Consider the following 24,752-nt stretch of genomic DNA (forward strand, 5'->3'; position numbering starts at 1 on the left):
GAGAGGCGTGACTGTCTCCCATCGCCGGCACTGACCGCGTATTCGCGGCAAATTAATAAAACCCGATCACCGCGCCGCTGGACAGGCGCTCTTCCCTTGGCAGCGATGTTTCATGCGAAAAAAAATGGTAGATCTCGGGATCTTCCAGCCAGCTCACTTGGCCGGAAGGCAGGCCTAGCCGGATAGCGGCGCTGGTGCTCCATTTTTCACGGTCATTGTCGGGCAAGGCGCTGCATTCCTCGAGACAGCACAAGCGCCTGGAGACCACATCATCCATGCTGGGCGTGGTGCTGGCATGGGGCGGCATCGAGCCACCCCATTGCAGCCACAGGGCCATGTCCGGCCAGCGTATGCATAGCACGATCCAGCGCTGGTATTGCGCCAGCGACGGCACCGGCAAGCCATGGCTTATCCGTGCAATGCGCAGCAGCAGCACAAAGCGCACGAAATTGAGCGTGCGCTTGATTTCCCGTGGCCCGCACGCATACTCTTTGCTGATGCCGCGCAGGACGGTCTGCACGTCTTTGCCATCCCGCATGAATTGCGAGCTGGCCCGGCGCTGCCGCTCACTGGCGTCCTGCGGCGCCTCGCTTTTCGTCCGGGCATGCGTTTGCGCTTCCGCTGCGCCGGCATGGGACGCCTGTTGTGCCCCGGATCCTGCCGACGCGGCAGCGCCGGCCTGCGATTCCGAGCCGATCAGATAATCGATAAATTTGCCATTTTTCAAATGCCGGCTAGGCGGAATGGTAAACGCCAGCTGGATGAATTTGTCCATGAAGCGCCATCCCAGCGGCACCAGTTTTTCATAGGAGGGCAATTGCTTCTTGATGTCCCTGTGCGCGTGCTCGAGCGCCGCCGCGACGATCTGCGGATCCATGCCGATCACAAACAGGAATTCGGACTGGTCGCCTGCCAGGAACGTGTTGATACCCTCGACGACGCTGGCAATTTTGCCGGGCGAGCAACGGTCGAGGTCATCGATGAAGATGACCAGGGGCGCGATGACGGGCGCGCCATCGCCATGTTGCGTGCGACGCTGGGGCAGAGAGTGCATCACGCGTCGCAAATCCTGGTGAATCTGGTGCATGATGCCGACCGTCCTGGCATAGTCGGGCACGCGTACATATTCCGCCAGACTGAATTTGGCAGGCTCGTCCGCTACCTTTTTTCTACTGCTGAAGAAGGCCTGTACCGCATACACGGTAATCGCAATTTGCGTGCCGATGGCTGTCGGAATGGCCACGGCAGCGGCATCGAGCCATGTCCTGATCGCCGCAGGCAGACTATCGGGCGGAATGAGCGACACGCTCACCAGACTGATGATCAGGCCCATGGCCCCCAGCAGCCAGCGGCGCACCTTGATCCACCAGAAAGTGCCGACCCGGTCATAGATTTTTCTGCGCACCACGCCATCGTCTATGCGCGACAGATTCAGGCGCAACAGGAATAGCTCGCGTTCGACAGGGTTCAGCCGGTCGCTGACCTGACTGACGATGGCGTCCACCAGGCCGGCCCAGACTTGCTCGGAACTTTCGTATTTCCAGGCATTGAACCAGACGGTCCAGCGCTTGCTTTCGTCGACGAATACTTGCTTGTCGGGCCCGGATTTCCGGTCGAGAAAGCGCAGCACATCGCGCGTCTTGAACGTGCCGCTTTCTGGCTCGGCGGGCCTCGGAGGATCGAGCTGATGCTGAATCTGGCGCATCAGCGAAGATTTGCCGGCGCCCCATGGCGCCTGGATGCTGATACTGATGGAGCCGCGGGTTTGGTCGCTGGTGAGGAAAGCCACGATCGCGATCGCGTATTGCGCAAATTCCATGTAGTCCAGCAATGAAGGGTGGTCATGTGCCAGAATGTCGAGTACGTTCTCGGGTGTTTGCTGGGCCGCCTTGGCCAGCGGATGCCGTTCGTAGGCGGCTTGCAGCTGTGCCATGTCGATGCCCATCTGGTGCAGCAAGGACATGAATTTTCCTTCCTTGAAGGACCATAGCACGCCGATCAAGTCGCCCACCGTGACGCTGTCGCGACCGGCCTGGCGTGCCGCGACAGCCGCATTGCTCAGCCATTTTTCAGCATTCGTCGAATAGGTAAGCTCGTCCGTACTGGTTCCGCTGGCCAAGGGGGCGCTGATACTGCTGTATTGGAACGAAAAATATCCGGACCATGTCGCCTGCAAGCTCTCACCGGCCAGTTCCTTGAGTGCGCGGCTAAAAAAGAGCGCGTCGGCCGGCGCCTGTATTGATGGCTGCACAAGGTCATCGGCCCTGGCCAGGGTGAACAGCATCAGGCTGGTGGTGATCGAACGTGACGGCGGATCTTTCATTGTGCCCAGCGCGTGGGCCTGGCGCAGCAATGCCAATAGCTCGCTGCCCGGGGCAGGCATCGCTGGCTGTTCTTCCACCAGCGCCGACCTGGACTCGGTGTTGCCGTCTGACTGTTCTCTCATGATGGCCGCTCCTCGATTGGCCGGCCGGGTATCCGGGACACTCAGACTGCCATGCTTGATTTTTCGCCTATTTGACGTGCGCCATCTGCGCCAGATCAATCGTCTGGCTGTCTGAGCCAACCTGCTTTCAGGCATGGATTTGGACATGCCTGGGCCGGAATCAGGCATGATTGCGATTCCAATCACGTTTTACCGGACCCCGCATGGAACACCACAGCTTTCTCATCAACATACTGTTTTACCTGGTCGCCGCCATCATCATGGTGCCGCTGGCCAAGCGCCTGGGCATGGGCGCCGTGCTGGGCTACCTGGTGGCCGGCGTCGTCATCGGACCGTGGGGCCTGGGCCTGATCAAGAATGTCGAGGTGATCCTCAGCTTTTCCGAATTCGGCGTGGTGCTGTTGCTGTTCCTGATCGGGTTGGAGCTTGAACCGAAACGGTTGTGGCTGCTGCGCCGGCCGATTTTCGGCTGGGGCGGGGCGCAGGTGGGCGTCGTCAGCGCGGGGCTGTGCGCCGTGGCCATGGCCTTTGGCGTGGACTGGCGCACGGCGCTGGTCGCTGCGCTGGGACTGTCGCTGTCGTCGACGGCCATCGTGCTGGCCACCCTGGGCGAACGCAAGCTGATGACTACGCCGGCCGGTTCCGCCGGCTTTTCCATTTTGCTGTTCCAGGATATCGCCGCTATTCCCATGATCGCGCTGGTGCCCCTCTTGGGCGGCCTCGTCACGCACAGCGGCGAACCGGGCTGGCTGCGCGTGGCCAAGCTGGCCGCCGTGCTGGCGGCGCTGGTGATCGGCGGGCGCTTCCTTGTGAACCCCATCCTGCGCTTCATCGCCAGGACGGATTTGCGCGAAATCTTCACGGCCTTCGCCCTGCTGCTGGTGATCGCCATCTGCGTGCTGATGGAATCGGTGGGCCTGTCGATGGCGCTGGGCACCTTCATGGCCGGTGTGCTGCTGGCCGATTCCGAATACCGCCATGAGCTGATCAGCGACCTGGAGCCGTTCAAGGGCCTGTTATTGGGCCTGTTTTTCATCGCCGTCGGCATGTCCGTCGATTTCGGCGTGCTGCGCGCCCAGCCGTTGCTGATCCTGGCACTGGTGGCGGGGCTGCTGGCGGTGAAGATCGCCTTGCTGTATGTGCTGTCGAAGTTTGTCGACATTCCCCGCGGCCAGCAGCTGTTCTTTGCGCTGCTGCTGTCGCAAGGCGGCGAATTCGCCTTCGTCGTGTTTGCCGCCGCCGAGGCCGCGCACGTGTTTGCGCCGGAGACGGCCGCGCTGCTGGTCGTGGTGGTGACCCTGTCGATGGTGGCCACGCCCTTGCTGCTGCTGGCGCACGACAAATTCGTCGCGCCGCGTCTGCAGAGCGACAAGAAGCGCCGCCCCGACGACCATATCGAGGCGCAGGACAACCCCATCGTCATCGCCGGCTTCGGCCGTTTCGGCCAGATCATCGGCCGCCTGCTGGCGGCCAACAAGATCGGCGTGACGGTGCTCGATCACGACCCGGACCAGATCGACCTGCTGCGCAAGTTCGGTTTTAAAGTATTTTATGGCGACGCCACGCGCGTGGACTTGCTGGTGGCAGCCGGCATCGAAAAGGCCAGGGCGCTGGTGATCGCCATCGACAACGTGGACGACAGTCTGGCCCTGGTCGACGCCGTGCGCCTGCGCCTGCCCGAATTGACGATTTTGGCGCGCGCGCGCAACGTCACGCATTACTATGAATTGATGAAGCGCGGCGTGACCCTGATCGAGCGCGAGACGTTCGCCGCAGCCTTGCTGCTGGGCGAGCAGACCTTGCAGCAGGTGGGTTTCAGCGCGGAGCGGGCGCAGCGCGCGGCCGGCATCTTTGGCCGGCATAACCTGAAAACTCTGCTGGAAGTGGCGCCGCACTTCCAGGATCAGCAAAAAGTCATGTCCCTCACGCGCCAGGCGCGCGAGGAGCTGGAAGACATGTTCGAGAGCGATGCGGCGGCGTTTGCGGCGGCGGAAGTGGAAAACGGTAGGTCGGATTAGCGGGAACCGCGTAATCCGACACCTTGTTGGCGTTGCGGGTGCTGTCGGCTTACGCGCTTTGCGCTAAGCCGACCTACGCCTTTTGCGTCTCGTTCCAGCCTTATTTCCCCCGCTTCGCTTCAATCGCCTCGATCTGGTCCATGATGCCGTTCATGCGCGCCGCCAGTGCCTGGTACGGTTTCGGCGAGGCCAGGTCGACGCCGGCTGCCTTCACCAGATCGTACGGATAGGCCGAGCCGCCCGCGCCGAGCATCTTCAGGTAGGCGGCCAGCGCGCCCGGTTCCTTGTCGAGGATGCGCTGCGCGAAATCCTGCGCCGCCGCGATCGAGGTGGCGTACTGGAACACATAGTAGCCGTGATAAAAATGCGGCACATAGGCCCATTCCAGCGCGTAGGCGGGGTCGATGGTCATGACGCCTTGCGCTTCGCCATGGTAGCGCTTGAGGATGCCGGCATAGATGGCCGTGATCTCTTCGCCCGTCAGCGATTCTCCCTTATCCACCTTGCCGTGGATGGCGGCCTCGAATTCGGCGAACATGGCCTGGCGGAAGTAGGTGCCGCGCAGGTTTTCCAGCGCCGCGCCCAGGTACAGCAGGCGCTCGTCGTCATCCCTGGCCTGCTTCAGGCGCGCATCGAGCAGCAGCGCCTCGTTCGTCGTCGAAGCGATTTCCGCGACAAAGATGCTGTAGGGCGCATAGATCGACGGCTGCGCCTTGTTGGCCAGCACCGAATGCATGGCGTGGCCCCATTCGTGCGTCAGGGTGCTGACGGCTTCGTAATTGTCCGTGTAGTTGAGCAGCACGAACGGATGCACGTCATACGCGTCGCCATTCATGTAGGCGCCCGCCACTTTGCGCGGGCGCGGATACACATCCATCCAGCGCGCGTCCACGGCGGCACTCAGTGCCTTGACGTAGTCGGGGCCCAGCGGTGCGACCGAGGCCAGCATCATCTGCTTGCCTTCGGCCAGCGGGAACGTGCGGTCGCTTTTCAGCAGCGGCGCATAGATGTCGTAATACGCGAGGTCCTTGACGCCCAGCATGCGCGCGCGCAGCTTGAAGTAGCGGTGCAGGGTGGGCAGGTTGGCGTTGGTTTGCGCGATCAGGGTCTGGTAGACGGCCGGCGGCAAGTTGTCGGCGTCGAGCGCGGCGCTTTGCGAGTCGGCATAGCGGCGTACCTTGGCATACGCGGCGTCCGTTTTCAGCTGGCCGTACAGGGTTTCGCCGAACGTGCGTTCATACTCTTTCCACTTGCCGAAGAAGGCGTCGAACACCAGCTTGCGGTCGACGCGCTGGTCGTCGTCGCGGTATTTGGTATAGGCCGCCTGGTCGAGGCGCACCTGCGTGCCGTCCGACAGTGTGACGGTGGGCCACGCGATTTCCGCATTGGCCAGGGTGCGGTAGACGCTGGCGGCCGAGCCAGTCGCCAGGCCGAACTGCGCCACCAGCTGCTCGCCGGCCGCGTCCAGCGTGTGCGGCGCGCTGCGCAGCATGTTGCTCAATTGAAAACGGTACAGCTGCAAGCCCTTGTCCTTCGCCAGCATGGCGTCGATGCGCTTGCTGCCCAGGGCAAGGATCTCCGGCTGCAAAAAGGTCGTCGCCTGGCTGAAGTCGTTGCCCAGCAGGGCGGCGCGCTGGTTCAGCTGGTTACCCTTGCTGTCGCCCGTGTCCTGGTCGTAATACTGCGCCGCATACGTGCTGAGCGTGTTGACGCGCTTGCGCGCCTCGGCGACCAGGTCCAGGCAGCTTTTCAGGCGGGTGCTCAATTGCCCCTTGCAGGCGCCCAGTTGCTGCAGCTGGGCCGACAGCTTTTTCGCGTCGGCGTCGAAGGCGGCGTCGCTGGCGTACAGCGCCGTCAGGTCCCAGCGGTCGACCTGGCGGTCGGCGGGCGCGGGGGCGGCAAAGGCGCTGGAGAGGGCGAAGCTGAGTGCAGGCAGGGAGAACAGCAGGGGGCGCTTGAGCGCGGATGGCGTCATGGTTCATTCCAGTGAGGTTGTCGGAAGAATGCGTGCTGACCGCCGGGCAGGAATGCGCGCGTGACACATCGCGTATCGGCAGAGCTGACTACGGTACATCAAATGGACGCAGGGGGAAAGAGGAGGGATGCCGCCACCTGGGCGGTGGCGGCGAAACAACACGGGCTTAGAACAGCGGCTTACAGCGTTTGCAGCGGAATCGTGCCAAACGTCGTCGGCGTCGAGCATGGCTCTTCGTCAAACGCGATGTCGCCCATGGGGCTGGCCACGCCGTCCGCTTTCAAATCCTTGAAACCGAACAGTTTCGGGTCCATCAAGTGCGATGGCGCCACGTTCGACAGGGCCGAGAAGATGCTTTCCACGCGGCCGGGGAATTTCTTGTCCCATTCGCGCATCAAGCCCTTGATCTGCTTGCGCTGCAGGTTTTCCTGCGAACCGCACAGATCGCATGGAATGATGGGGAAGCCCTTGACTTCCGCATAGCGCTGCGTGTCTTCTTCCTTCACGTAGGCCATCGGACGGATGACGATGTGCTTGCCGTCGTCCGATTGCAGCTTGGCCGGCATGCCTTTCAGTTTGCCGCCGAAGAACATGTTCAGGAAGAACGTTTCCAAGATGTCATCGCGGTGGTGGCCCAGGGCGATCTTGTTGGCGCCCAACTCGTCGGCCACGCGATACAAAATGCCGCGGCGCAGGCGCGAGCACAGCGAGCAGGTTGTCTTGCCTTCCGGGATCAAACGCTTGACGATGCTGTAGGTATCCTGGTTTTCGATGTGGAAGGCCACGCCCAGTTCCGTCAGGTAGGCGGGCAGGATTTCCGGCGGGAAGTTCGGCTGCTTTTGATCCAGGTTGACGGCGACGATGTCGAAGTGAATCGGCGCGCGTTCGCGCAAGGTCATCAAAATGTCCAGCAGCGCGTAGCTATCCTTGCCGCCGGACAGGCAGACCATCACCTTGTCGCCGTCTTCGATCATATTAAAATCGCCGATGGCTTGCCCCACCAGGCGGCACAAACGCTTGTGCAGCTTGTTGTTTTCCAGGGCGATCTTTTCCGCCTTCTTGCGCGCCAGTTTCTGCGCTTCCACGTTGGCCGGGAATTCCACGGCCGTGGTCGTCGTTTCCATGACTGCGGTGTCGTTCATATTGCTCATGCTTCATCCTTGATCTTGAATACTTCCACGCCCACGCCTTCGCAGTCGGGATACACGTCCGGTTTCATCGACGATACGCGCGCGGCGCGCACGCGCGGGTGGGCCAGCATGGCGGCCAGCACGTCGTCGACCAGGCTTTCCTGCAGCTGCACGTGGCCTTGCGCCATGCGCCTGGCGATGGTTTCGCGCATGAAGTCGTAGTCGACCACTTCTTCCAGCTGGTCATCCTTCGGCGTCGACAGGGCCAGGGGAATGTACAGGTCGACGTTGATGAGGACGCGCTGCTCGCCCTTTTTCTCGAAGTCGTAGACGCCGATGTTGATGAGGACTTCGTAATTGCGCAGGAACAGGCGGCGGCAATCGGCCAGGCGAGGGTGGAACAGGGCGGACGACATAGGTTTTACCTTTTAGGGAATGCTGGTTGTTTGGTGTGGCTGCTGATTATTTGGTCAAAAACATGACGTCGCGCGGCAAGCCGATCAAATGCTGGCCGCCATCGACCAGCAAGGTCGTGCCCGTCAGCGCGCGCGCGCCGGCCACGTAACAGACGCTGTCGGCCACATCTTCTGGCGTGCTGGAGCGTCCCAGCGGCGTGTTTTCATGCGCCTTGGCAAAGTTCGCTTGCGTCTGCTCGCCGGAAACCATGGTGATGCCGGGGGCGATGCCCACCACGCGCACTTTCGGCGCCAGCGCCTGGGCCAGCATGGTGGTCGCCGACAACAGCGCCGCCTTGGACAGGGTGTACGACAAAAAATCAGGATTGAGATTGTACAGTTTTTGGTCCAGCAAGTTGATGACCACGGCTTGCCCGCCTGCCGGGGTGGCCTGGTACAGCGCTTGCGCCAGCAGGATGGGGGCGGCCAGGTTGGCGTGCATGTGGGCGTCGAGCGCGGTGAAGGAAAAATCGCCGGCATTGTCGTATTCAAACAACGATGCGTTGTTGACCACGCAAGTAACGGGCCCCAGCGCCGCCTGCGCCTGTGGCAACAGCTGGCGCACGGCGTCTTCCTGCGCCAGGTCGCAGGGGAACGCGTGCGCGCGGCGGCCCAGCGCGGCGATTTCCGCCACCAGACTGAGCGCTTCCTCGCACGAGTCGCGGTAATGCACGGCGATATCCCAGCCGTCGCGCGCCAGGCCCAGGGCGATGGCGCGGCCGAGCCGGCGCGCGGCGCCCGTGACGAGGGCGACGCGGGGAGTGCTGTCGAATGGCGTTGTCGTTGCTTCTGTCATGTCTTTGCTATGGTTGAGATATTCGGTGGACGCCACACTGGCGGCATGCGCCGCCGATTCGCTACAATGCGGGAATGTCTCTTCCCGCACCCGATAGCGACGCGCTGGCCGCGTCCCATGCCTTGCAGCACCAGATTGCCGCCGAAATCGCGCGCAATGACGGCGCCATTCCCTTTGTCCGCTTCATGGAGCTGGCGCTGTATGCGCCTGACCTCGGCTATTACAGCGGCGGCGCCGCCAAGCTGGGCAAAGATGGCGATTTTACAACCGCGCCGGAGATTTCGTCCCTGTTCGGCGCCACCCTGGCCCATGTGGCAGCCGCTATTATGGCGCAAACGGCCCCGCGCATCCTCGAATTCGGCGCCGGCACGGGCAAGCTGGCCTTGGATATCCTGACGGAAGCGGCGCAGGCCGGCATCGCCATTGAACAGTATGCGATCGTCGAATTGTCCGGCGAATTGCGCGCGCGCCAGGAGCTGGCGCTGGCCGCCTTCCCGCAAGTGGTGTGGCTCGACGGTTTTCCCGACAGTTTCGAAGGCGCCGTGTTCGGCAATGAAGTGCTCGACGCCATGCCCGTCAACCTGATCAGCAAGACGCCTGCCGGCTGGTGCGAACTCGACGTCAGCATCGCCGACGGCCAGTTCGTGTTTGTTGAACGGCTTGCCGGCGATGACGTGGCCGCGCAGATCGCCACCCAGGTGCCGGATGCGGATGCCTTACCGGTGGGCTATGTCAGCGAGATCCATGGCGTGGCCTGCGGCTTCATGCGCTCGCTGGCGCGCATGCTGACCAATGGCAAGGGCGGTGCGGCCGTGCTGTTCGATTACGGTTTTCCTGCGCACGAGTATTACCTGGACTTACGCGCCACGGGCACCTTGATGTGCCATTACCGCCATCACGCCCACGCGGAACCATTTTATCTGCCCGGTTTGCAGGACATCACGGCCCACGTCGACTTTACGGCCATGGCGGTGGCGGCGCAGGATGCCGGCCTCGACGTGCTCGCCTATATGAACCAGGCCTCCTTCCTGCTGGGCGCGGGCCTCGGCGACTTGCTGCTGCGCACCGATCCGCAACAGGTCAAAACGTACTTGCCGCAAGCCAGCGCCGTGCAAAAGCTGGTGTCGCCGGCCGAGATGGGGGAATTGTTCAAGGTGCTGGTGGTGGGGCACCAGGTGGAGTTGCCGGAAGCGCTGTTGTCCAGCGACCGCAGCCACCGCCTGTAAGCGCCCGCAATATCAAGGCAGGGCAGTGCCGCCCTGCAATTTCCTGTCCGCCAGTGGTTATTATCTTGTCATATCGTATATGATGACCGACACAGCACGGTTCCATCCTGCAAGAACCCGTCGCCGCGCACCGATTTCAAGATAGAACGATGGGAAAGATACACACACACTATGACAACCTGAAGGTGGCGCGCCTGGCGCCGCAGGAAGTCATACGTGCCGCGTACAAAGCCCTCAGCCAGAAATACCACCCGGACAAGAATCCCGGCGACGAAAAGGCCGCCCGCATCATGGCGATCCTCAACAGCGCCTATGGCACCTTATCCGATCCCCAGCGCCGCAAGGAACACGACGAGTGGATCGCCGCCGAGGAGTGGGAAATCGAATGGCTGGAAAGCACCCACCAGGAAGAAGGCAAGAGCCGCGATGGCCGCGCGAAAGGCCATGCCCAGCAGCATGAACACACGTGGGCGCAGGATGTGCCGCCGCCGAAGGGCAAGGCGCGGCGCGGCTTGCAACCCGTCTGGCGCAACTGGCGCTGGTGGCTGAGTTTGCTAGTCTGCCTGCTGCTGGGCTGGCTGGGCGCCTTGCTGATGCTCGACACGTCGCAACCCGTGCCTGCCGCGCTGGCGTCGGCCTGGAGCGGCCTGGCCCGCGATGGCGCCCAGCCCCATGCGGAAATAGCCACGTCTGCGGCCAGTGCCGCGTCGTCGCCATCGAAAGGCGAGGCCGTGGCAGTCGATAGCTGGGCCGTGGGCAAGCCGTATGCGCCCGAACCTCCGCAAGCGAAGACGCCCGAGATCCGCGTGCTGGCCGTGTCCCAGCTGAGCCTGAAAGGCATCCCGCCCGCTTGCGATGGGGCCGGCAAAGCCGAATCCCCATCGCTGGTGGCGCCGAATGGCGAACCCTGGCCGGCCCATTCCGGCTATGTCGATGGATTCCCGATTGGTAACAAGGGTGATGAACTGGCCGTGAGCATCGACAACAGCGGCAATGCCGCGCCCGTGTTCGTCAAGCTGTATGACACGGAGCGGCGCTCGAACGTGCGCTACCTGTACATCCTCGCGTACGACAAGCTGCTGGTGGAGCAGCTCAGCGCGGGCAAGTATGAAGTGCGCTACCAGGCCGTCGGGCCAGGCCAGGACAATTGCGGCGGCGCCACGCGCAGCGGCGCCTCGGCCTCGTCGCCGCCCGCCAGCGAAGGCGGTACGCAGAATCCTGTTGTAAGCAGCATCTAATCTGATTATGCTTGATAGGTGTCAACGCAGCGTCCACATCGAACTTATCCATTAGGAGTATTCATGACCGACCTCAAAGCCGATGCAGATGATAACTGGCTGCTCGACGAAGATGAGCCGGTGGCCAGTCCTGCCGGGCTGGCCGCGCCCGACCAGCGCCTGTGGCGTGTCCTGATCGTCGATGACGACGTCGATGTGCATGCGGTCACGCGGCTGGCGCTGCGCAATGTCAGTTTCAAGGGACGTGAACTGGAACTGTTTTCCGCCTACAGCGGCCGTGAAGGGTACGAGATTCTGCGCGACACGCCCGATATCGCGCTGGTGCTGCTCGACGTGGTGATGGAAACGGATGATGCCGGCCTGATCCTCGCCAAGCGCATCCGCGCCGACCTGAACAACTCCATCGTGCGCGTCGTGCTGCGCACGGGCCAGCCGGGCCAGGCGCCCGAGCAGCGCGTCATCATCGAATACGACATCAACGATTACAAGGCCAAGACGGAACTGACGACGCAAAAGCTGTTTACCACCGTCATTTCGGCCCTGCGCGCTTACGAGAGCCTGATGATGCTCGAACGCAGCCGCATCGGCCTGGGCAAGATCCTCGCCGGCGCCACCAATCTGTACCAGATCCATTCCCTGCGCGAATTCGCTTCCGGCGTACTGAACCAGGTCAGCGCCATCCTCGACGTGGGCGCCGACGGTGTGCTGTGCCTGATGCAGGGCGGCGCCGGGCGGCCCGAGGTGGTCGCCGCCACGGGCACGTATGCCGTGCTGGCCGAAGCGGAAGCCTTGCCGGCCGACCATGCCCTCACGCCAACCATCGCCAAGGCGTTCGCGGAAAAGCGCAGCCAGTTCGAGCATCCGGCCAATGTGCTGTTCATTCACACGGAAGGCAACCGAGAGCTGGCCATTTCCGTCACGCCGCCGTGGCCGCTGGCGCAGATTCAGCGCGATCTGCTGGAAGTGTTTTGCCAGCGCATCGCCGCCGCCTTCGACAACCTGTACATGTTCGGCCAGCTTCGCAAGGCGCAGGAAGCGACCGTGGTGGCGCTGGCCGACCTGGCCGAGTTCCGCGACAGCGACACGGGCGGCCACGTGCGGCGCGTGCAGCTGTTGTCCGACGCCATCGCCCGGCGCATGCAGCAGCGCGGCGTGTACGCCGACGAGCTCAGCCCGCAGCTGCTCGACATGATCGGCCTGGCCAGCATCCTGCACGACGTGGGCAAGGTGGCCACGCCGGACGCCGTACTGCTCAAGCCGGGCAAGCATACGGACGAGGAACGGGCGCAGATGCAGCTGCACGCCGGCGTCGGTCGCACCATATTGGAGCGGGCCGCCAACATGGTCGACGGCGTCAGCTACCTGACATATGGCGCGCAGATCGCCGGCGGCCACCACGAACATTTCGATGGCGCCGGTTATCCGAACGGCCTGAAAGGGCGCGACATTCCCGTGGCCGCGCGCATCGTTGCCGTGGTCGATGTCTTTGACGCCTTGCTGCACGAGCGGCCGTACAAGGAACCGTGGCCGTATCCGCAGGTGCGCGAATACATCGAGCAGCGCAGCGGCAGCCAGTTCGATCCGGAAGTGGTGACGGCGCTGCTGGAGCTGATCGACCACGAGCCGCAACTGTGGCATCCGGAGCACGCCACCGCTTGAGCCGCCACTTCGTTGGCATTTTTCGGCACGCCGCCATTCCCTTGCGCGCGGCGCCGTCATATACTCGGCAGCCTCATGCTGGCTGGCGCCACGCACCAGTGTGGCGCGCCGCGGAGTTTTCGGACATCACGACATGAAAGAACTCAAGGGCCTCAGCGCGCTGATCATCGAGCCGCATCCGGGCATGCGCGCCAGCCTGCACAATATGCTCAACCTGTGCGGCCTGGCGAAGATCGATGACGCGGCCAGTTCCGGCCAGGCGATCCGCATGCTGGGCAGCAAATCGTATGATCTGATCCTGTGCGAATACGATCTTGACGGCGGGCAGGATGGCCAGCAGATGCTGGAAGACTTGCGTCACCACAAATTGATGCATGCCTCGACCATGTTCTTCATGGTCACGGGCGAAGGCAGCTTCGCCAAGGTGGTCAGCGCCGTCGAACTGCTGCCCACCGATTACATCCTCAAACCTTTTACCGCTGACAACATGCTCGAGCGCATCGGCCGCGCGCTGGACAAGCGCAATGCCTTCGTGCCCGTGTATGAACTGATCGACGTGGGCAATGAGCGCGCGGCGATTGCCGCCTGCGCCGAGGGCGCCAGCCTGTATCCCCGTTATGCCACCGATTTCCTGCGCCTGCGCGCGGAATTGCATTTGCTGCTGGGCGAGGCGGCCGACGCCGAACCGATCTACGCCGGCCTGTACCAGGCCAAGTCCATCGGCTGGGCGCGCCTGGGGCAGGCCAAGACGCAGTTCCTGCTGGGGGAATACGAAGCGGCGCAGGGCACGCTGGAAGGGCTGCTGGAAAACAACAAGCGCTTTCTCGACGCGTATGACTGGCTGGCGCGCACGCATTTGGCGCAGGGCAAGCCGGAACTGGCGCAGGCCGCCCTGAGCGAAGCGGTGGCCCTGTCGCCGCATGCCGTGCGCCGCTTGCGCCGTCTGGGCGAGGCGGCTTTGGCGGCCGACGATATCGAGATGGCGGAAAAATCCCTCAAATTGGTGGTCAGCAAGGCCAAGTATTCGGAATTCCGCGACCCGGAAGACCATGTGCGCCTCGTGCAGACCCTGGTGCGCAAGGGCGACCCGCTGCAGGCGGGCGCCGTGATCCGCGACCTCGACAAATCGATGGGCGGGCAAAAGAATGCGGAACTGTGCAGCGCCCTGTGCAGCGCCATGCTGCATGCGCATACGGGCAACGAGGAACGCCTGCAGCAATCGCTGGACGCGGCGCTGGCTGCCAACCGCCACAGCGTGGGCGGCTCGAACATGCTGAAAACGGAACTGGCGCGCCATTGCCTGGCGCATGGGCGCGAGGATGGCGCGGCCGAGGTGATGCGCGAAGTCATGCGCAACGCACCCGACAGCGCCGCCATGACGCGCGCCATGGCCGTGTTTGAACAGGCGGGACGCGAAGAGCTGGCCAAGGCGCTGGCGCGGCAAAGCCGCCAGGAAGTGGCCGACATGGTAGCGGCAGGCGCGGCCAGGGCGGGAGAGGGCGATTTCCGCGGTGCCGTCGACCTGATGGGCGAAGCCGTCACGCGCCTGCCCGACAATCCGCAAGTGGTCTTCAATGCGGCCGTGGCCGTGCTGAAATGCCTGGAGCACGAAGGCTGGGATGAACGCATGGGACAGCAGGCGCTGACGTTTATCGCCGGCGTGCGCCGCCTGGATCCGCGCAACCCCAAATTGCCCGTGCTGTCGGGCCTGCATCAGCAGTTGTTGCGCAAATATAAGCCCCTGGGCAACTCCTGGATGCATCCGCCTGACGCAAGGTAAACAAGAGAAATACGGGGCGAATGACGGGAAAATGCGGCTTCCCGGCAGGGACGATAAAAAAAATCCAAAAAAAGAAGACTTTTTCGCGCCAACCCTTGCACATTCTCAAATCGGGAGCTTATAATCACGCCCCGAAGCAGCCAACTTCTTCTTTATACGCAAATGCAGCAGTCAGGCATCAGCAAATAAGGTTGACAGTTGTGAGTAGATGCTTCATACTCTGCGGTTCCCGCGGAGGGGTGGCCGAGTGGTTAAAGGCGACAGACTGTAAATCTGTTCTCTATGAGTACGCTGGTTCGAATCCAGCCCCCTCCACCAAGTTTTTGCAAGGAAAACTGGGTAGTAGCAAAAAGCAAGTGAAGATAAAGTGAACGATACCTCGCGGGTGTAGCTCAATGGTAGAGCAGAAGCCTTCCAAGCTTACGACGAGGGTTCGATTCCCTTCACCCGCTCCAGTTTCCGTTCAGATGCTTGATGCATCGCATGCAACAAATTACAGCCCTTGTAGCTCAGTGGTAGAGCACTCCCTTGGTAAGGGAGAGGCCACGTGTTCGATCCACGTCAAGGGCACCAGAATTCGCAGCAGGCAGCACAGAAGCAATTCAAACCAGACCGTCGGGCGTGTGCCTGAGCAATCTAATCAAATCATTAGGAGTTCAAAATGGCAAAAGGTAAATTCGAACGGACCAAGCCGCACGTCAACGTCGGCACCATCGGCCACGTCGACCACGGTAAAACCACGCTGACCGCTGCAATCGCAACGGTTCTGTCGAAGAAATTCGGCGGCGAAGCTAAAGCATACGACCAGATCGATGCAGCACCAGAAGAAAAAGCGCGCGGTATCACGATCAACACCGCCCACGTCGAGTACGAAACGGAATCGCGTCACTACGCGCACGTTGACTGCCCAGGCCACGCCGATTACATCAAAAACATGATCACCGGTGCTGCCCAGATGGACGGCGCGATCCTGGTATGCTCCGCAGCTGACGGCCCAATGCCACAGACCCGCGAACACATCCTGCTGGCCCGCCAAGTTGGCGTTCCATACATCATCGTGTTCCTGAACAAGTGCGACCTGGTCGACGACGCAGAGCTGCTGGAACTGGTTGAAATGGAAGTGCGCGAGCTGTTGTCGAAGTATGAGTTCCCTGGCGACGACGTGCCTATCATCAAAGGTTCGGCCCGTATGGCGCTGGAAGGCAAAGAAGGCGAAATGGGCGTTGACGCAGTGCTGCGTCTGGCCGATGCCCTCGATTCGTACATCCCAACGCCAGAGCGCGCTGTTGACGGTGCTTTCCTGATGCCAGTGGAAGACGTGTTCTCGATCTCGGGTCGCGGTACCGTGGTAACCGGTCGTATCGAGCGCGGCATTGTTAAAGTCGGCGAAGAGATCGAAATCGTTGGTATTATCGATACCGTCAAAACGACTTGCACCGGCGTGGAAATGTTCCGCAAACTGCTGGACCAAGGTCAAGCAGGCGACAACGTTGGTCTGCTGCTGCGCGGCACTAAGCGTGAAGACGTGCAACGTGGTCAAGTTCTGGCCAAGCCAGGCTCGATCAAGCCGCATGCGCACTTCACCGGCGAGATCTATGTTCTGTCGAAAGATGAAGGCGGCCGTCATACGCCATTCTTCAACAACTATCGTCCACAGTTCTACTTCCGCACGACGGACGTAACCGGTTCGATCGAGTTGCCAGCAGACAAGGAAATGGTCATGCCAGGCGATAACGTGTCGATCACCGTCAAGCTGATCAACCCGATCGCGATGGAAGAAGGTCTGCGCTTCGCTATCCGTGAAGGCGGCCGTACCGTCGGCGCCGGCGTGGTTGCAAAAATCCTCGCATAAGGAAATGTTATGCTTCCACCCGGGGCGTCCTGGGTGGTAGAATAGCGCTCCTCGAAAGTTTTACGTAGGGACGTAGCTCAATTGGCAGAGCGTCGGTCTCCAAAACCGAAGGTTGGGGGTTCGATGCCCTCCGTCCCTGCCACCGTCAAGGTGCAGGGCACCGAAAGTAGAAAAATGTCAAATCAATCCGTGCAAACCGTTAGCACGTCGAGTGACAAGATAAAAGTCGCGCTGGCAATAGTGGCTGCGATTGCAGGAGTAGTCGGGTTTTATTACCTGGCAGGCCAACCAGCTCTGGTGCGTGCAAGCGCGCTTGTGGCTGGTTTGGTTATTGCTGTTGCGCTCTTGTATATCTCGACGACCGGCCGTGAATTTCTCAATTTCGCCAAAGAAGCTGTGCGCGAAACCAAGAAAGTCGTTTGGCCTACCCGCAAAGAAGCCACGCAGATTACTGCGATCGTGTTTGCCTTTGTGCTGGTCATGGCGATTTTCCTGTGGGGCACGGATAAATTGCTCGAGTTTTTGTTGTATGACGTAATTCTGGGTTGGAAAAAATAATGAGCGAAAATGTGCATGATGAAGCGGCGGACGAGTCCGTTCCGGGCGACGCTCCGGTAGCGGACACTGGTGCAGCGCTGAGCGTGCCAGTCAGCAGCAAGCGCTGGTATGTCGTGCATGCTTATTCCGGCATGGAAAAAAGCGTCATGCGCGCACTGACCGAGCGCATCGAGCGCGCGGGCATGCAAGACCAGTTCGGCCAGATCCTGGTGCCGATTGAAGAAGTTGTCGAAGTCAAAAATGGTGTGAAGTCCGTCACCGAACGTCGTTTCTATCCTGGCTATGTGCTGGTTGAAATGGAAATGACGGACGAGAGCTGGCACTTGGTCAAGAATACCAGCAAGGTTACCGGTTTCATTGGTGGCAAGTCGAACAAGCCGACGCCGATCTCCGCGCGCGAAATCGACGGCATCATGAAGCAGATGCAGGAAGGTGTTGAAAAGCCCCGTCCAAAAACCTTGTACGAAGTGGGCGAGCAAGTCCGCATCAAGGATGGTCCGTTCACCGACTTCAACGGCAATGTCGAAGAAGTCAACTACGAGAAATCCAAAGTACGCGTCTCGGTCACCATTTTCGGTCGCGCTACTCCGGTAGAACTCGAATTCGGCCAGGTCGAAAAAGTTTAAGTCTGTATCAAGCGCCACCAGGAGCGTCGCGGTAGTCAAAGCGAAATCCGGTCAGAGGAGCCCCGCCAGGGTAGGATCGGCGGGGCGCTACTACTCAATCCAAGATAGGAGCCATCATGGCAAAGAAAATCATTGGTTTTATCAAGCTGCAAGTACCAGCTGGTAAAGCAAACCCATCCCCACCAATCGGTCCAGCTCTGGGTCAACGTGGTCTGAACATCATGGAATTCTGCAAGGCCTTCAATGCACAGACCCAAGGTCTGGAGCCAGGCATGCCGATTCCAGTCGTGATCACCGCGTTCGCTGACAAGTCCTTCACCTTCGTGATGAAGACGCCTCCAGCAACCTACCTGATCAAAAAAGCTGCTGCGATCACCAAAGGTTCGCCGAAGCCACATACCGACAAAGTCGGTACGCTGACCCGCGCACAAGCTGAAGAAATCGCTAAATTGAAAACCCCTGATCTGACCGCTGCCGACATGGATGCTGCTGTACGCACCATCGCTGGTTCCGCTCGTTCGATTGGTATCACGGTGGAAGGTGTTGTATAATGGCTAAGTTATCCAAACGTATCAAGGCTTTGAAAGCCAAAGTCGACCGTACCAAAGTGTACGCTTTCGACAACGCTGTCGCTCTGATCAAAGAGTGCGCAACGGCCAAGTTCAATGAATCGATCGACGTATCGGTACAACTGGGTGTTGATCCTAAGAAATCCGACCAAGTGGTGCGCGGCTCCGTCGTGCTGCCAGCTGGTACCGGCAAAACCGTACGCGTGGCTGTATTCGCGTCGGGCGAAAAAGCGGAAGCGGCCAAAGCTGCTGGCGCCGACATCGTTGGTATGGAAGACCTGGCTGAGCAGATCAAAGCCGGCGACATGCCTTTCGACATCGTTATCGCTTCGCCAGATACCATGCGTATCGTTGGTACCCTGGGTCAGATCCTGGGCCCACGCGGCATGATGCCTAACCCGAAAGTTGGCACTGTTACTCCTGACGTCGCTACCGCCGTGAAAAACGCGAAAGCCGGTCAAGTTCAGTACCGTACCGACAAATCCGGTATCATCCACGCTACCATCGGCCGTAAATCGTTCGCTGACGCAGATCTGAAGTCGAATCTGGTCGCACTGATCGACGCACTGAACAAAGCCAAGCCAGCATCGAGCAAAGGCGTGTACCTGCGCAAAGTTTCGCTGTCGTCGACCATGGGCGCTGGCGTCCGTGTTGATCAGGCTAGCCTGGCAGCTTAAGTAACAGAATCAAGTCCTGTAGCGCCTTCGGGCGCTGCGGGCGCATCTTTGGGCTGTCTGCCCGGTGTTCGCACCAGGCAGGCAGACAATCAAAGACCGTTGGGCCGACTGCGATCGCACATGCAGAAGGTTAATAGGCTTGCCGGCAACGGCAGGTGCCCAACGCAGATGGTGTACCCGAACAAGTTTTGTAGTCCTCATGCTGCGTGAATCCATCCGCTCAGTTTAGTACTTCTTGACTTCGGACGCCGTGTTCGAACCGATGCAAGGCGCTCAACCACTCGGTTGTGATTGCCGAACATCATTTAAGGAGGTTGACCGTGAGTCTCAATCTGAATGACAAAAAGGCCGTCGTCGCCGAAGTTTCCGCACAAGTAGCAAATGCGCAAACGATCGTCGTGGCCGAATATCGTGGCATCCAGGTTGGTCACTTGACGCAACTGCGTGCTAAAGCGCGTGCCCAAGGCGTGTACCTGCGTGTGTTGAAAAACACTCTGGCTCGTCGCTCCGTTGAAGGTACCGCATTCGCCAGCCTGGCAGATGCCATGACCGGCCCGTTGATCTACTCGATCTCGGCCGATGCCGTTGCAGCAGCTAAAGTCATCGCTGACTTCGCTAAAACCAACGACAAACTGGTCATCAAAGCAGGTAACTACGCAGGCAAGCCGCTGGATACAGCTGCTGTCACCGCGTTGGCGAGCATTCCTAGCCGTGAAGTCCTCATTTCGCAGTTGTTGGGCGTTATGCTGGCTCCGGTTTCGGGCTTTGCACGTGGTCTGGCTGCCCTGGCAGCGAAAAAAGGCGAAGGCGCCGAAGCTCCTGCAGAAGCAGCAGCAGAAGAAGCCCCAGCAGCCGCTTAATTGCGCGCGCTTTTTTCTCTCAGTACCAATCTGATGTAACTAACGTAATAAATTTAGGAGTTTCAAAATGGCAATTAGCAAAGACGATATCCTGGAAGCAGTTAGCGCCATGTCCGTAATGGACCTGAACGACCTGGTTAAAGCATTCGAAGAAAAATTCGGCGTGTCCGCAGCAGCAATGGCTTCGGCCGGTCCTGCAGCAGGCCCAGCAGCAGCTGCTGAAGAACAAACCGAATTCAACGTCATCCTTGACACCTTCGGCGCAAACAAAGTTGGCGTTATTAAAGCAGTTCGCGAAATCACCGGCCTGGGCTTGAAAGAAGCTAAAGACCTGGTCGATGGCGCACCAAAAACTGTGAAAGAAGCAGTGTCGAAAGCTGACGCTGAAGCAGCACAGAAGAAACTGGTAGAAGCCGGCGCAACCGCTTCGATCAAGTAATATCTGTACCGGCGGCAGTTAGCGCCCGAGTCAAAGTCTGAGGTTTCCCCTCGCAAGGGGGGAAATCCGACTTTGGCTCCTTTGTCGTCTGCATCGTATTTGTCATGTAGTTGTAGCAGCAGTTTTTATTCGATTCAAGCCGGAAAGCAGAGCCTTGAGGTTTCGTCTGTGTCACACGCAGCGGTGCAAACGAACACTTGCAAAACCTGAATTTTCTATCCTTTCTGTCACTCACGGAGTGTCCATGCACTACTCATTTACTGAGAAGAAACGCATTCGCAAATCATTCGCGAAGCGCGCCAACGTTCACCACGTTCCGTTCCTGCTGGCGACCCAGCTCGAGTCTTATCATAGCTTCTTGCAAGAGGACATAGCACCGTCCGGCCGCAAGAATGATGGCCTGCAGTCGGCTTTCACTTCGATTTTCCCTATCGTGTCGCACAATGGTTTTGCGCGTCTCGAATTCTTGTCGTACGTTCTGGGCGATCCTGCCTTTGACGTCAAAGAATGTCAACAACGTGGCCTGACGTTCGCGTCGCCGCTGCGCGCGAAAGTGCGTCTGGTGATCCTGGACAAGGAATCGCCAACCAAGCCCGTCGTCAAAGAGATGAAGGAACAGGAAGTCTACATGGGCGAATTGCCGCTCATGACGACCACCGGTTCGTTCGTCATCAACGGCACGGAGCGGGTTATCGTTTCCCAGCTGCACCGTTCGCCTGGCGTGTTCTTCGAGCACGACCGCGGCAAGACTCACTCGTCCGGTAAACTGCTGTTCTCCGCGCGTATCATTCCTTACCGCGGTTCGTGGCTGGACTTCGAGTTCGACCCGAAAGACATCCTGTTCTTCCGCGTCGACCGCCGCCGCAAGATGCCAGTAACGATCCTGCTCAAAGCTATCGGCATGTCGCATGAGCAAATCCTGGCGAACTTCTTCGTCTTCGACAATTTCAACCTGCGCTCCGAAGGCGCGGAAATGGAATTCGTCTCCGAGCGTCTGCGCGGCGAAGTGGCGCGTTTCGACATCGTCGACAAGTCGGGCAAGACCCTGGTGCTGAAAGACAAGCGTATCAACGCGAAACACGTGCGTGATATCGAAGCTGCCGGCATCAAGCACATTTCCGTACCGGAAGACTACCTGCTGGGCCGCGTATTGGCGAAGAACATCGTCGATGGCGATACCGGTGAAGTCGTCGCTTCCGCGAACGATGAGCTGACCGAAGATCTGTTGGGCCGCTTGCGCGATGCCAACATTTCCGAAATCCAGACCTTGTACACGAACGACCTGGATCAGGGCGCCTACATCTCGCAAACCCTGCGTATCGACGACACCGCCGATCAGATGGCTGCGAAAGTGGCGATCTACCGCATGATGCGTCCAGGCGAACCGCCAACGGAAGACTCCGTTGAAGCGCTGTTCAATGGCCTGTTCTACAACTCGGACCGCTACGACCTGTCGGCCGTGGGCCGCATGAAGTTCAACCGCCGCATTGGCCGCGATGAACTGACCGGCGCCATGACCCTGTCGAACGAAGACGTGCTGGCCGTGATCAAGATCCTGGTGGAACTGCGCAATGGCCGCGGCGAAGTCGACGATATCGATCACCTGGGTAACCGTCGCGTACGTTGCGTGGGCGAACTGGCCGAGAATCAATTCCGCGCCGGTCTGGTGCGTGTTGAACGCGCCGTCAAGGAACGCCTCGGCCAAGCCGAAGCGGATAACCTGATGCCGCACGACCTGATCAACTCGAAGCCGATTTCGGCCGCGATTCGCGAGTTCTTCGGTTCGTCCCAGCTGTCGCAGTTTATGGACCAAACCAATCCTCTGTCGGAAATTACCCACAAGCGCCGCGTATCGGCTCTGGGACCCGGCGGTCTGACACGCGAACGCGCCGGCTTTGAAGTGCGCGACGTGCATCCGACCCACTACGGCCGCGTCTGCCCGATCGAGACACCGGAAGGTCCGAACATTGGTCTGATCAACTCGCTGGCTCTGTATGCCCGCCTGAATGAATACGGCTTCCTGGAAACCCCGTACCGCAAGGTCGAAGGCTCCAAGATTACCGATCAGATCGATTACCTGTCCGCCATCGAAGAAGGCCGCTACATCATCGCTCAGGCGAATGCGACCATCAGCGATGAAGGTACGCTGTCCGATGAACTGGTCTCGGCCCGTGAAGCCGGCGAAACCATCCTGGTATCCCCAGAGCGCATCCAGTACATGGACGTGGCGCCTGGCCAGATCGTTTCCGTCGCTGCCTCGCTGATTCCGTTCCTCGAACACGATGATGCAAACCGTGCATTGATGGGCGCCAACATGCAACGCCAGGCTGTGCCTTGCTTGCGTCCGGAAAAAGCGCTGGTCGGTACCGGTATCGAACGCACCGTTGCGGTCGACTCGGGCACCACCGTGCAAGCGCTGCGTGGCGGTATCGTCGATTACATCGATGCGGGCCGTGTCGTGATTCGCGTCAACGATGACGAAGCGACCGCTGGTGAAGTGGGCGTCGACATCTACAACCTGATCAAGTACACCCGTTCGAACCAGAACACCAACATCAACCAGCGTCCTATCGTGCAAGTGGGCGACCGTGTTGCCAAGCGCGACGTGATCGCCGACGGCGCATCGACCGACCTGGGTGAATTGGCGCTGGGCCAGAACATGACCGTGGCCTTCATGCCATGGAATGGTCTGAACTTCGAAGATTCGATCCTGATCTCGGAAAACGTCGTCAAGGACGACCGCTACACCTCGATTCACATCGAAGAGTTGTCGGTGGTGGCCCGTGATACGAAACTGGGCGCGGAAGAAATTACGCGCGACATCTCGAACCTGGCTGAAAACCAGCTGGCTCGTCTGGATGAATCCGGTATCGTCTACATCGGCGCGGAAGTCCAGGCCGGCGACACCCTGGTCGGTAAAGTGACGCCTAAAGGCGAAACCCAGCTGACCCCGGAAGAGAAGCTGCTGCGCGCGATTTTCGGCGAAAAAGCTTCGGACGTGAAAGACACGTCGCTGCGCGTGCCTTCGGGCATGATCGGTACCGTGATCGACGTGCAAGTCTTCACCCGTGAAGGCATCGTGCGCGACAAGCGTGCCCAGCAAATTATCGATGACGAACTGAAACGCTTCCGTCTGGATCTGAACGACCAGATGCGTATCGTTGAAGGCGATGCCTTCCAGCGTCTGGAAAAAATGCTGATCGGCAAAGTTGTCAACGGCGGCCCTAAAAAGCTGGCCAAAGGCGCCAAGATCACCAAGGATTACCTGGCCGATCTGGACAAATACCACTGGTTCGACATCCGCCCTGCGGACGACGATGCAGCGGTAGCGCTGGAAGCGATCAAGGAATCGATCAACGAGAAGCGTCACCAGTTCGATCTGGCCTTCGAAGAGAAGCGTAAGAAACTGACGCAAGGCGATGAGCTGCAACCAGGCGTGCAAAAAATGGTCAAGGTGTACCTGGCCGTGAAACGCCGCCTGCAGTCGGGCGACAAGATGGCAGGTCGCCACGGTAACAAGGGTGTGGTTTCCCGTATTGTTCCTGTGGAAGACATGCCATACATGGCCGACGGCACGCCAGCCGACGTTGTGCTGAACCCGCTGGGCGTTCCTTCGCGGATGAACGTTGGTCAGATTCTCGAGACTCACTTGGGCTGGGCTGCCAAGGGTCTGGGTATCCGCATCGGCGAAATGCTGAAGGCGCAAACCAAGGTCGAACAAGTGCGCAAGTACCTGACGACGATCTACAACGACAATGGCCGCGCGGAAGATCTGGATAACTTCGACGACGAAGAGATCATGAAGCTGGCGGAAAACCTGAAAAAAGGTGTTCCATTCGCCACGCCAGTGTTCGACGGCGCCAATGAAGAAGAGATCCGCCGCATGCTGGACCTGGCGTATCCGGACGACATCGCCAAGAACCTGGGCATGACCGCTTCGAAAAACCAGGTGACCATGTATGACGGTCGCACCGGTGAAGCGTTCGAGCGCAAGGTCACTGTCGGCGTCATGCACATGCTGAAACTGCATCACTTGGTCGATGACAAGATGCATGCGCGTTCGACCGGTCCTTACTCGCTGGTGACGCAACAGCCACTGGGCGGTAAAGCCCAGTTCGGTGGTCAGCGTTTCGGTGAGATGGAAGTCTGGGCACTGGAAGCGTATGGCGCGTCGTATGTCTTGCAAGAGATGTTGACCGTCAAGTCCGATGACGTGAATGGCCGTACCAAAGTGTACGAGAACCTCGTCAAGGGCGACCACGTGATCGACGCCGGCATGCCGGAATCGTTCAACGTGCTGGTCAAGGAAATCCGTTCGCTGGGTATCGATATCGACCTCGAACGCAACTAAACGACAGCACCCTGTCATTTGGTTTGGGAAACACAAAGCCCGGCTGGGAAACCACGCCGGGCAATGTAGTCTCAGGAATATAGAAATTTAATCACCT

General features: G+C 59.9%; 18 protein-coding genes and 4 tRNA genes. 17 read left to right on the forward strand and 5 right to left on the reverse strand.

Annotated elements, in window-relative coordinates; genetic code table 11:
• Positions 1-52: 52 nt before the first annotated feature.
• Positions 53-2,614 carry a P-loop NTPase fold protein gene (locus tag KO539_RS14490; protein WP_219310339.1) on the reverse strand — a complete coding sequence of 854 codons (2,562 nt, stop codon included), beginning with the start codon at positions 2,612-2,614 and terminating at the stop codon, positions 53-55.
• Between the two features lie 35 nt (positions 2,615-2,649).
• Between KO539_RS14490 and kefC the strand changes: the two genes are divergently transcribed.
• Positions 2,650-4,464: a glutathione-regulated potassium-efflux system protein KefC gene (gene kefC, locus KO539_RS14495; RefSeq protein ID WP_219310340.1), complete on the forward strand. Its 1,815-nt coding sequence runs from the start codon at positions 2,650-2,652 to the stop codon at positions 4,462-4,464.
• 100 nt (positions 4,465-4,564) lie between these two features.
• On the opposite strand, the gene pepF is transcribed toward kefC, so the two are convergent.
• The 4 genes from pepF to KO539_RS14515 all read right to left on the reverse strand — a co-directional run bounded on the left by pepF (position 4,565) and on the right by KO539_RS14515 (position 8,820).
• Positions 4,565-6,439, reverse strand: a complete 1,875-nt coding sequence (pepF, locus tag KO539_RS14500; RefSeq protein ID WP_219310341.1) for an oligoendopeptidase F — start codon at positions 6,437-6,439, stop codon at positions 4,565-4,567.
• A 179-nt stretch (positions 6,440-6,618) separates the two neighbouring features.
• Positions 6,619-7,581, reverse strand: coding sequence for a tRNA 2-thiocytidine(32) synthetase TtcA (gene ttcA / locus KO539_RS14505; protein WP_035828533.1), 963 nt, complete (start codon positions 7,579-7,581; stop codon positions 6,619-6,621).
• A gap of 5 nt (positions 7,582-7,586) precedes the next feature.
• Entirely contained in the window at positions 7,587-7,985 is a 399-nt protein-coding gene (locus tag KO539_RS14510; protein WP_035823929.1) for a dihydroneopterin aldolase, read from the reverse strand.
• Between the two features lie 46 nt (positions 7,986-8,031).
• Positions 8,032-8,820: an SDR family oxidoreductase gene (locus tag KO539_RS14515; protein WP_219310342.1), complete on the reverse strand. Its 789-nt coding sequence runs from the start codon at positions 8,818-8,820 to the stop codon at positions 8,032-8,034.
• A gap of 74 nt (positions 8,821-8,894) precedes the next feature.
• Between KO539_RS14515 and KO539_RS14520 the strand changes: the two genes are divergently transcribed.
• The 16 genes from KO539_RS14520 (at position 8,895) to rpoB (ending at position 24,655) form a co-directional block, all read left to right on the forward strand.
• Entirely contained in the window at positions 8,895-10,046 is a 1,152-nt protein-coding gene (locus KO539_RS14520) for a class I SAM-dependent methyltransferase (protein WP_219310343.1), read from the forward strand.
• Between the two features lie 149 nt (positions 10,047-10,195).
• Entirely contained in the window at positions 10,196-11,284 is a 1,089-nt protein-coding gene (locus tag KO539_RS14525) for a J domain-containing protein (RefSeq protein ID WP_219310344.1), read from the forward strand.
• Between the two features lie 63 nt (positions 11,285-11,347).
• Positions 11,348-12,943, forward strand: a complete 1,596-nt coding sequence (locus tag KO539_RS14530; RefSeq protein WP_219310345.1) for a DUF3369 domain-containing protein — start codon at positions 11,348-11,350, stop codon at positions 12,941-12,943.
• A gap of 133 nt (positions 12,944-13,076) precedes the next feature.
• Positions 13,077-14,723, forward strand: coding sequence for a tetratricopeptide repeat-containing response regulator (locus tag KO539_RS14535; protein WP_219310346.1), 1,647 nt, complete (start codon positions 13,077-13,079; stop codon positions 14,721-14,723).
• Positions 14,724-14,956: 233 nt separating this feature from the next.
• Positions 14,957-15,041, forward strand: a tRNA-Tyr gene (locus KO539_RS14540).
• Between the two features lie 63 nt (positions 15,042-15,104).
• Positions 15,105-15,178, forward strand: a tRNA-Gly gene (locus KO539_RS14545).
• 43 nt (positions 15,179-15,221) lie between these two features.
• Positions 15,222-15,296, forward strand: a tRNA-Thr gene (locus tag KO539_RS14550).
• Between the two features lie 88 nt (positions 15,297-15,384).
• On the forward strand, positions 15,385-16,575 hold the full coding sequence (tuf, locus tag KO539_RS14555; protein ID WP_100875273.1) for an elongation factor Tu: 1,191 nt from the start codon (positions 15,385-15,387) through the stop codon (positions 16,573-16,575).
• A 66-nt stretch (positions 16,576-16,641) separates the two neighbouring features.
• Positions 16,642-16,717 (forward strand) — tRNA-Trp (locus KO539_RS14560).
• Positions 16,718-16,749: 32 nt separating this feature from the next.
• The gene (gene secE / locus KO539_RS14565) at positions 16,750-17,133 is read left to right on the forward strand and encodes a preprotein translocase subunit SecE (protein ID WP_035823944.1); all 384 of its coding nucleotides are present in this window, start codon (positions 16,750-16,752) and stop codon (positions 17,131-17,133) included.
• Positions 17,133-17,759, forward strand: coding sequence for a transcription termination/antitermination protein NusG (gene nusG, locus KO539_RS14570; protein ID WP_034753130.1), 627 nt, complete (start codon positions 17,133-17,135; stop codon positions 17,757-17,759). Before secE ends, nusG begins: the two co-directional genes overlap by 1 nt.
• Positions 17,760-17,875: 116 nt before the next feature.
• The gene (gene rplK / locus KO539_RS14575) at positions 17,876-18,310 is read left to right on the forward strand and encodes a 50S ribosomal protein L11 (protein WP_034753131.1); all 435 of its coding nucleotides are present in this window, start codon (positions 17,876-17,878) and stop codon (positions 18,308-18,310) included.
• A complete protein-coding gene (gene rplA, locus KO539_RS14580) occupies positions 18,310-19,005 on the forward strand; it encodes a 50S ribosomal protein L1 (protein ID WP_034753134.1) in 696 nt (231 codons plus the stop codon). The genes rplK and rplA overlap by 1 nt, the downstream gene beginning before the upstream one ends.
• 320 nt (positions 19,006-19,325) lie before the next feature.
• Complete coding sequence (gene rplJ / locus KO539_RS14585) at positions 19,326-19,865, forward strand: 50S ribosomal protein L10 (protein ID WP_034753621.1); 540 nt, start codon at positions 19,326-19,328, stop codon at positions 19,863-19,865.
• Positions 19,866-19,932: 67 nt separating this feature from the next.
• Positions 19,933-20,304 carry a 50S ribosomal protein L7/L12 gene (gene rplL, locus KO539_RS14590; protein WP_034753136.1) on the forward strand — a complete coding sequence of 124 codons (372 nt, stop codon included), beginning with the start codon at positions 19,933-19,935 and terminating at the stop codon, positions 20,302-20,304.
• A 244-nt stretch (positions 20,305-20,548) separates the two neighbouring features.
• Positions 20,549-24,655 (forward strand): DNA-directed RNA polymerase subunit beta, encoded by a 4,107-nt coding sequence (gene rpoB, locus KO539_RS14595; RefSeq protein ID WP_099380535.1) that lies wholly within the window; start codon positions 20,549-20,551, stop codon positions 24,653-24,655.
• Positions 24,656-24,752 lie beyond the last annotated feature (97 nt).

This window comes from Janthinobacterium sp. NKUCC06_STL (assembly GCF_019345455.1).
GTDB lineage: Bacteria > Pseudomonadota > Gammaproteobacteria > Burkholderiales > Burkholderiaceae_D > Janthinobacterium > Janthinobacterium rivuli.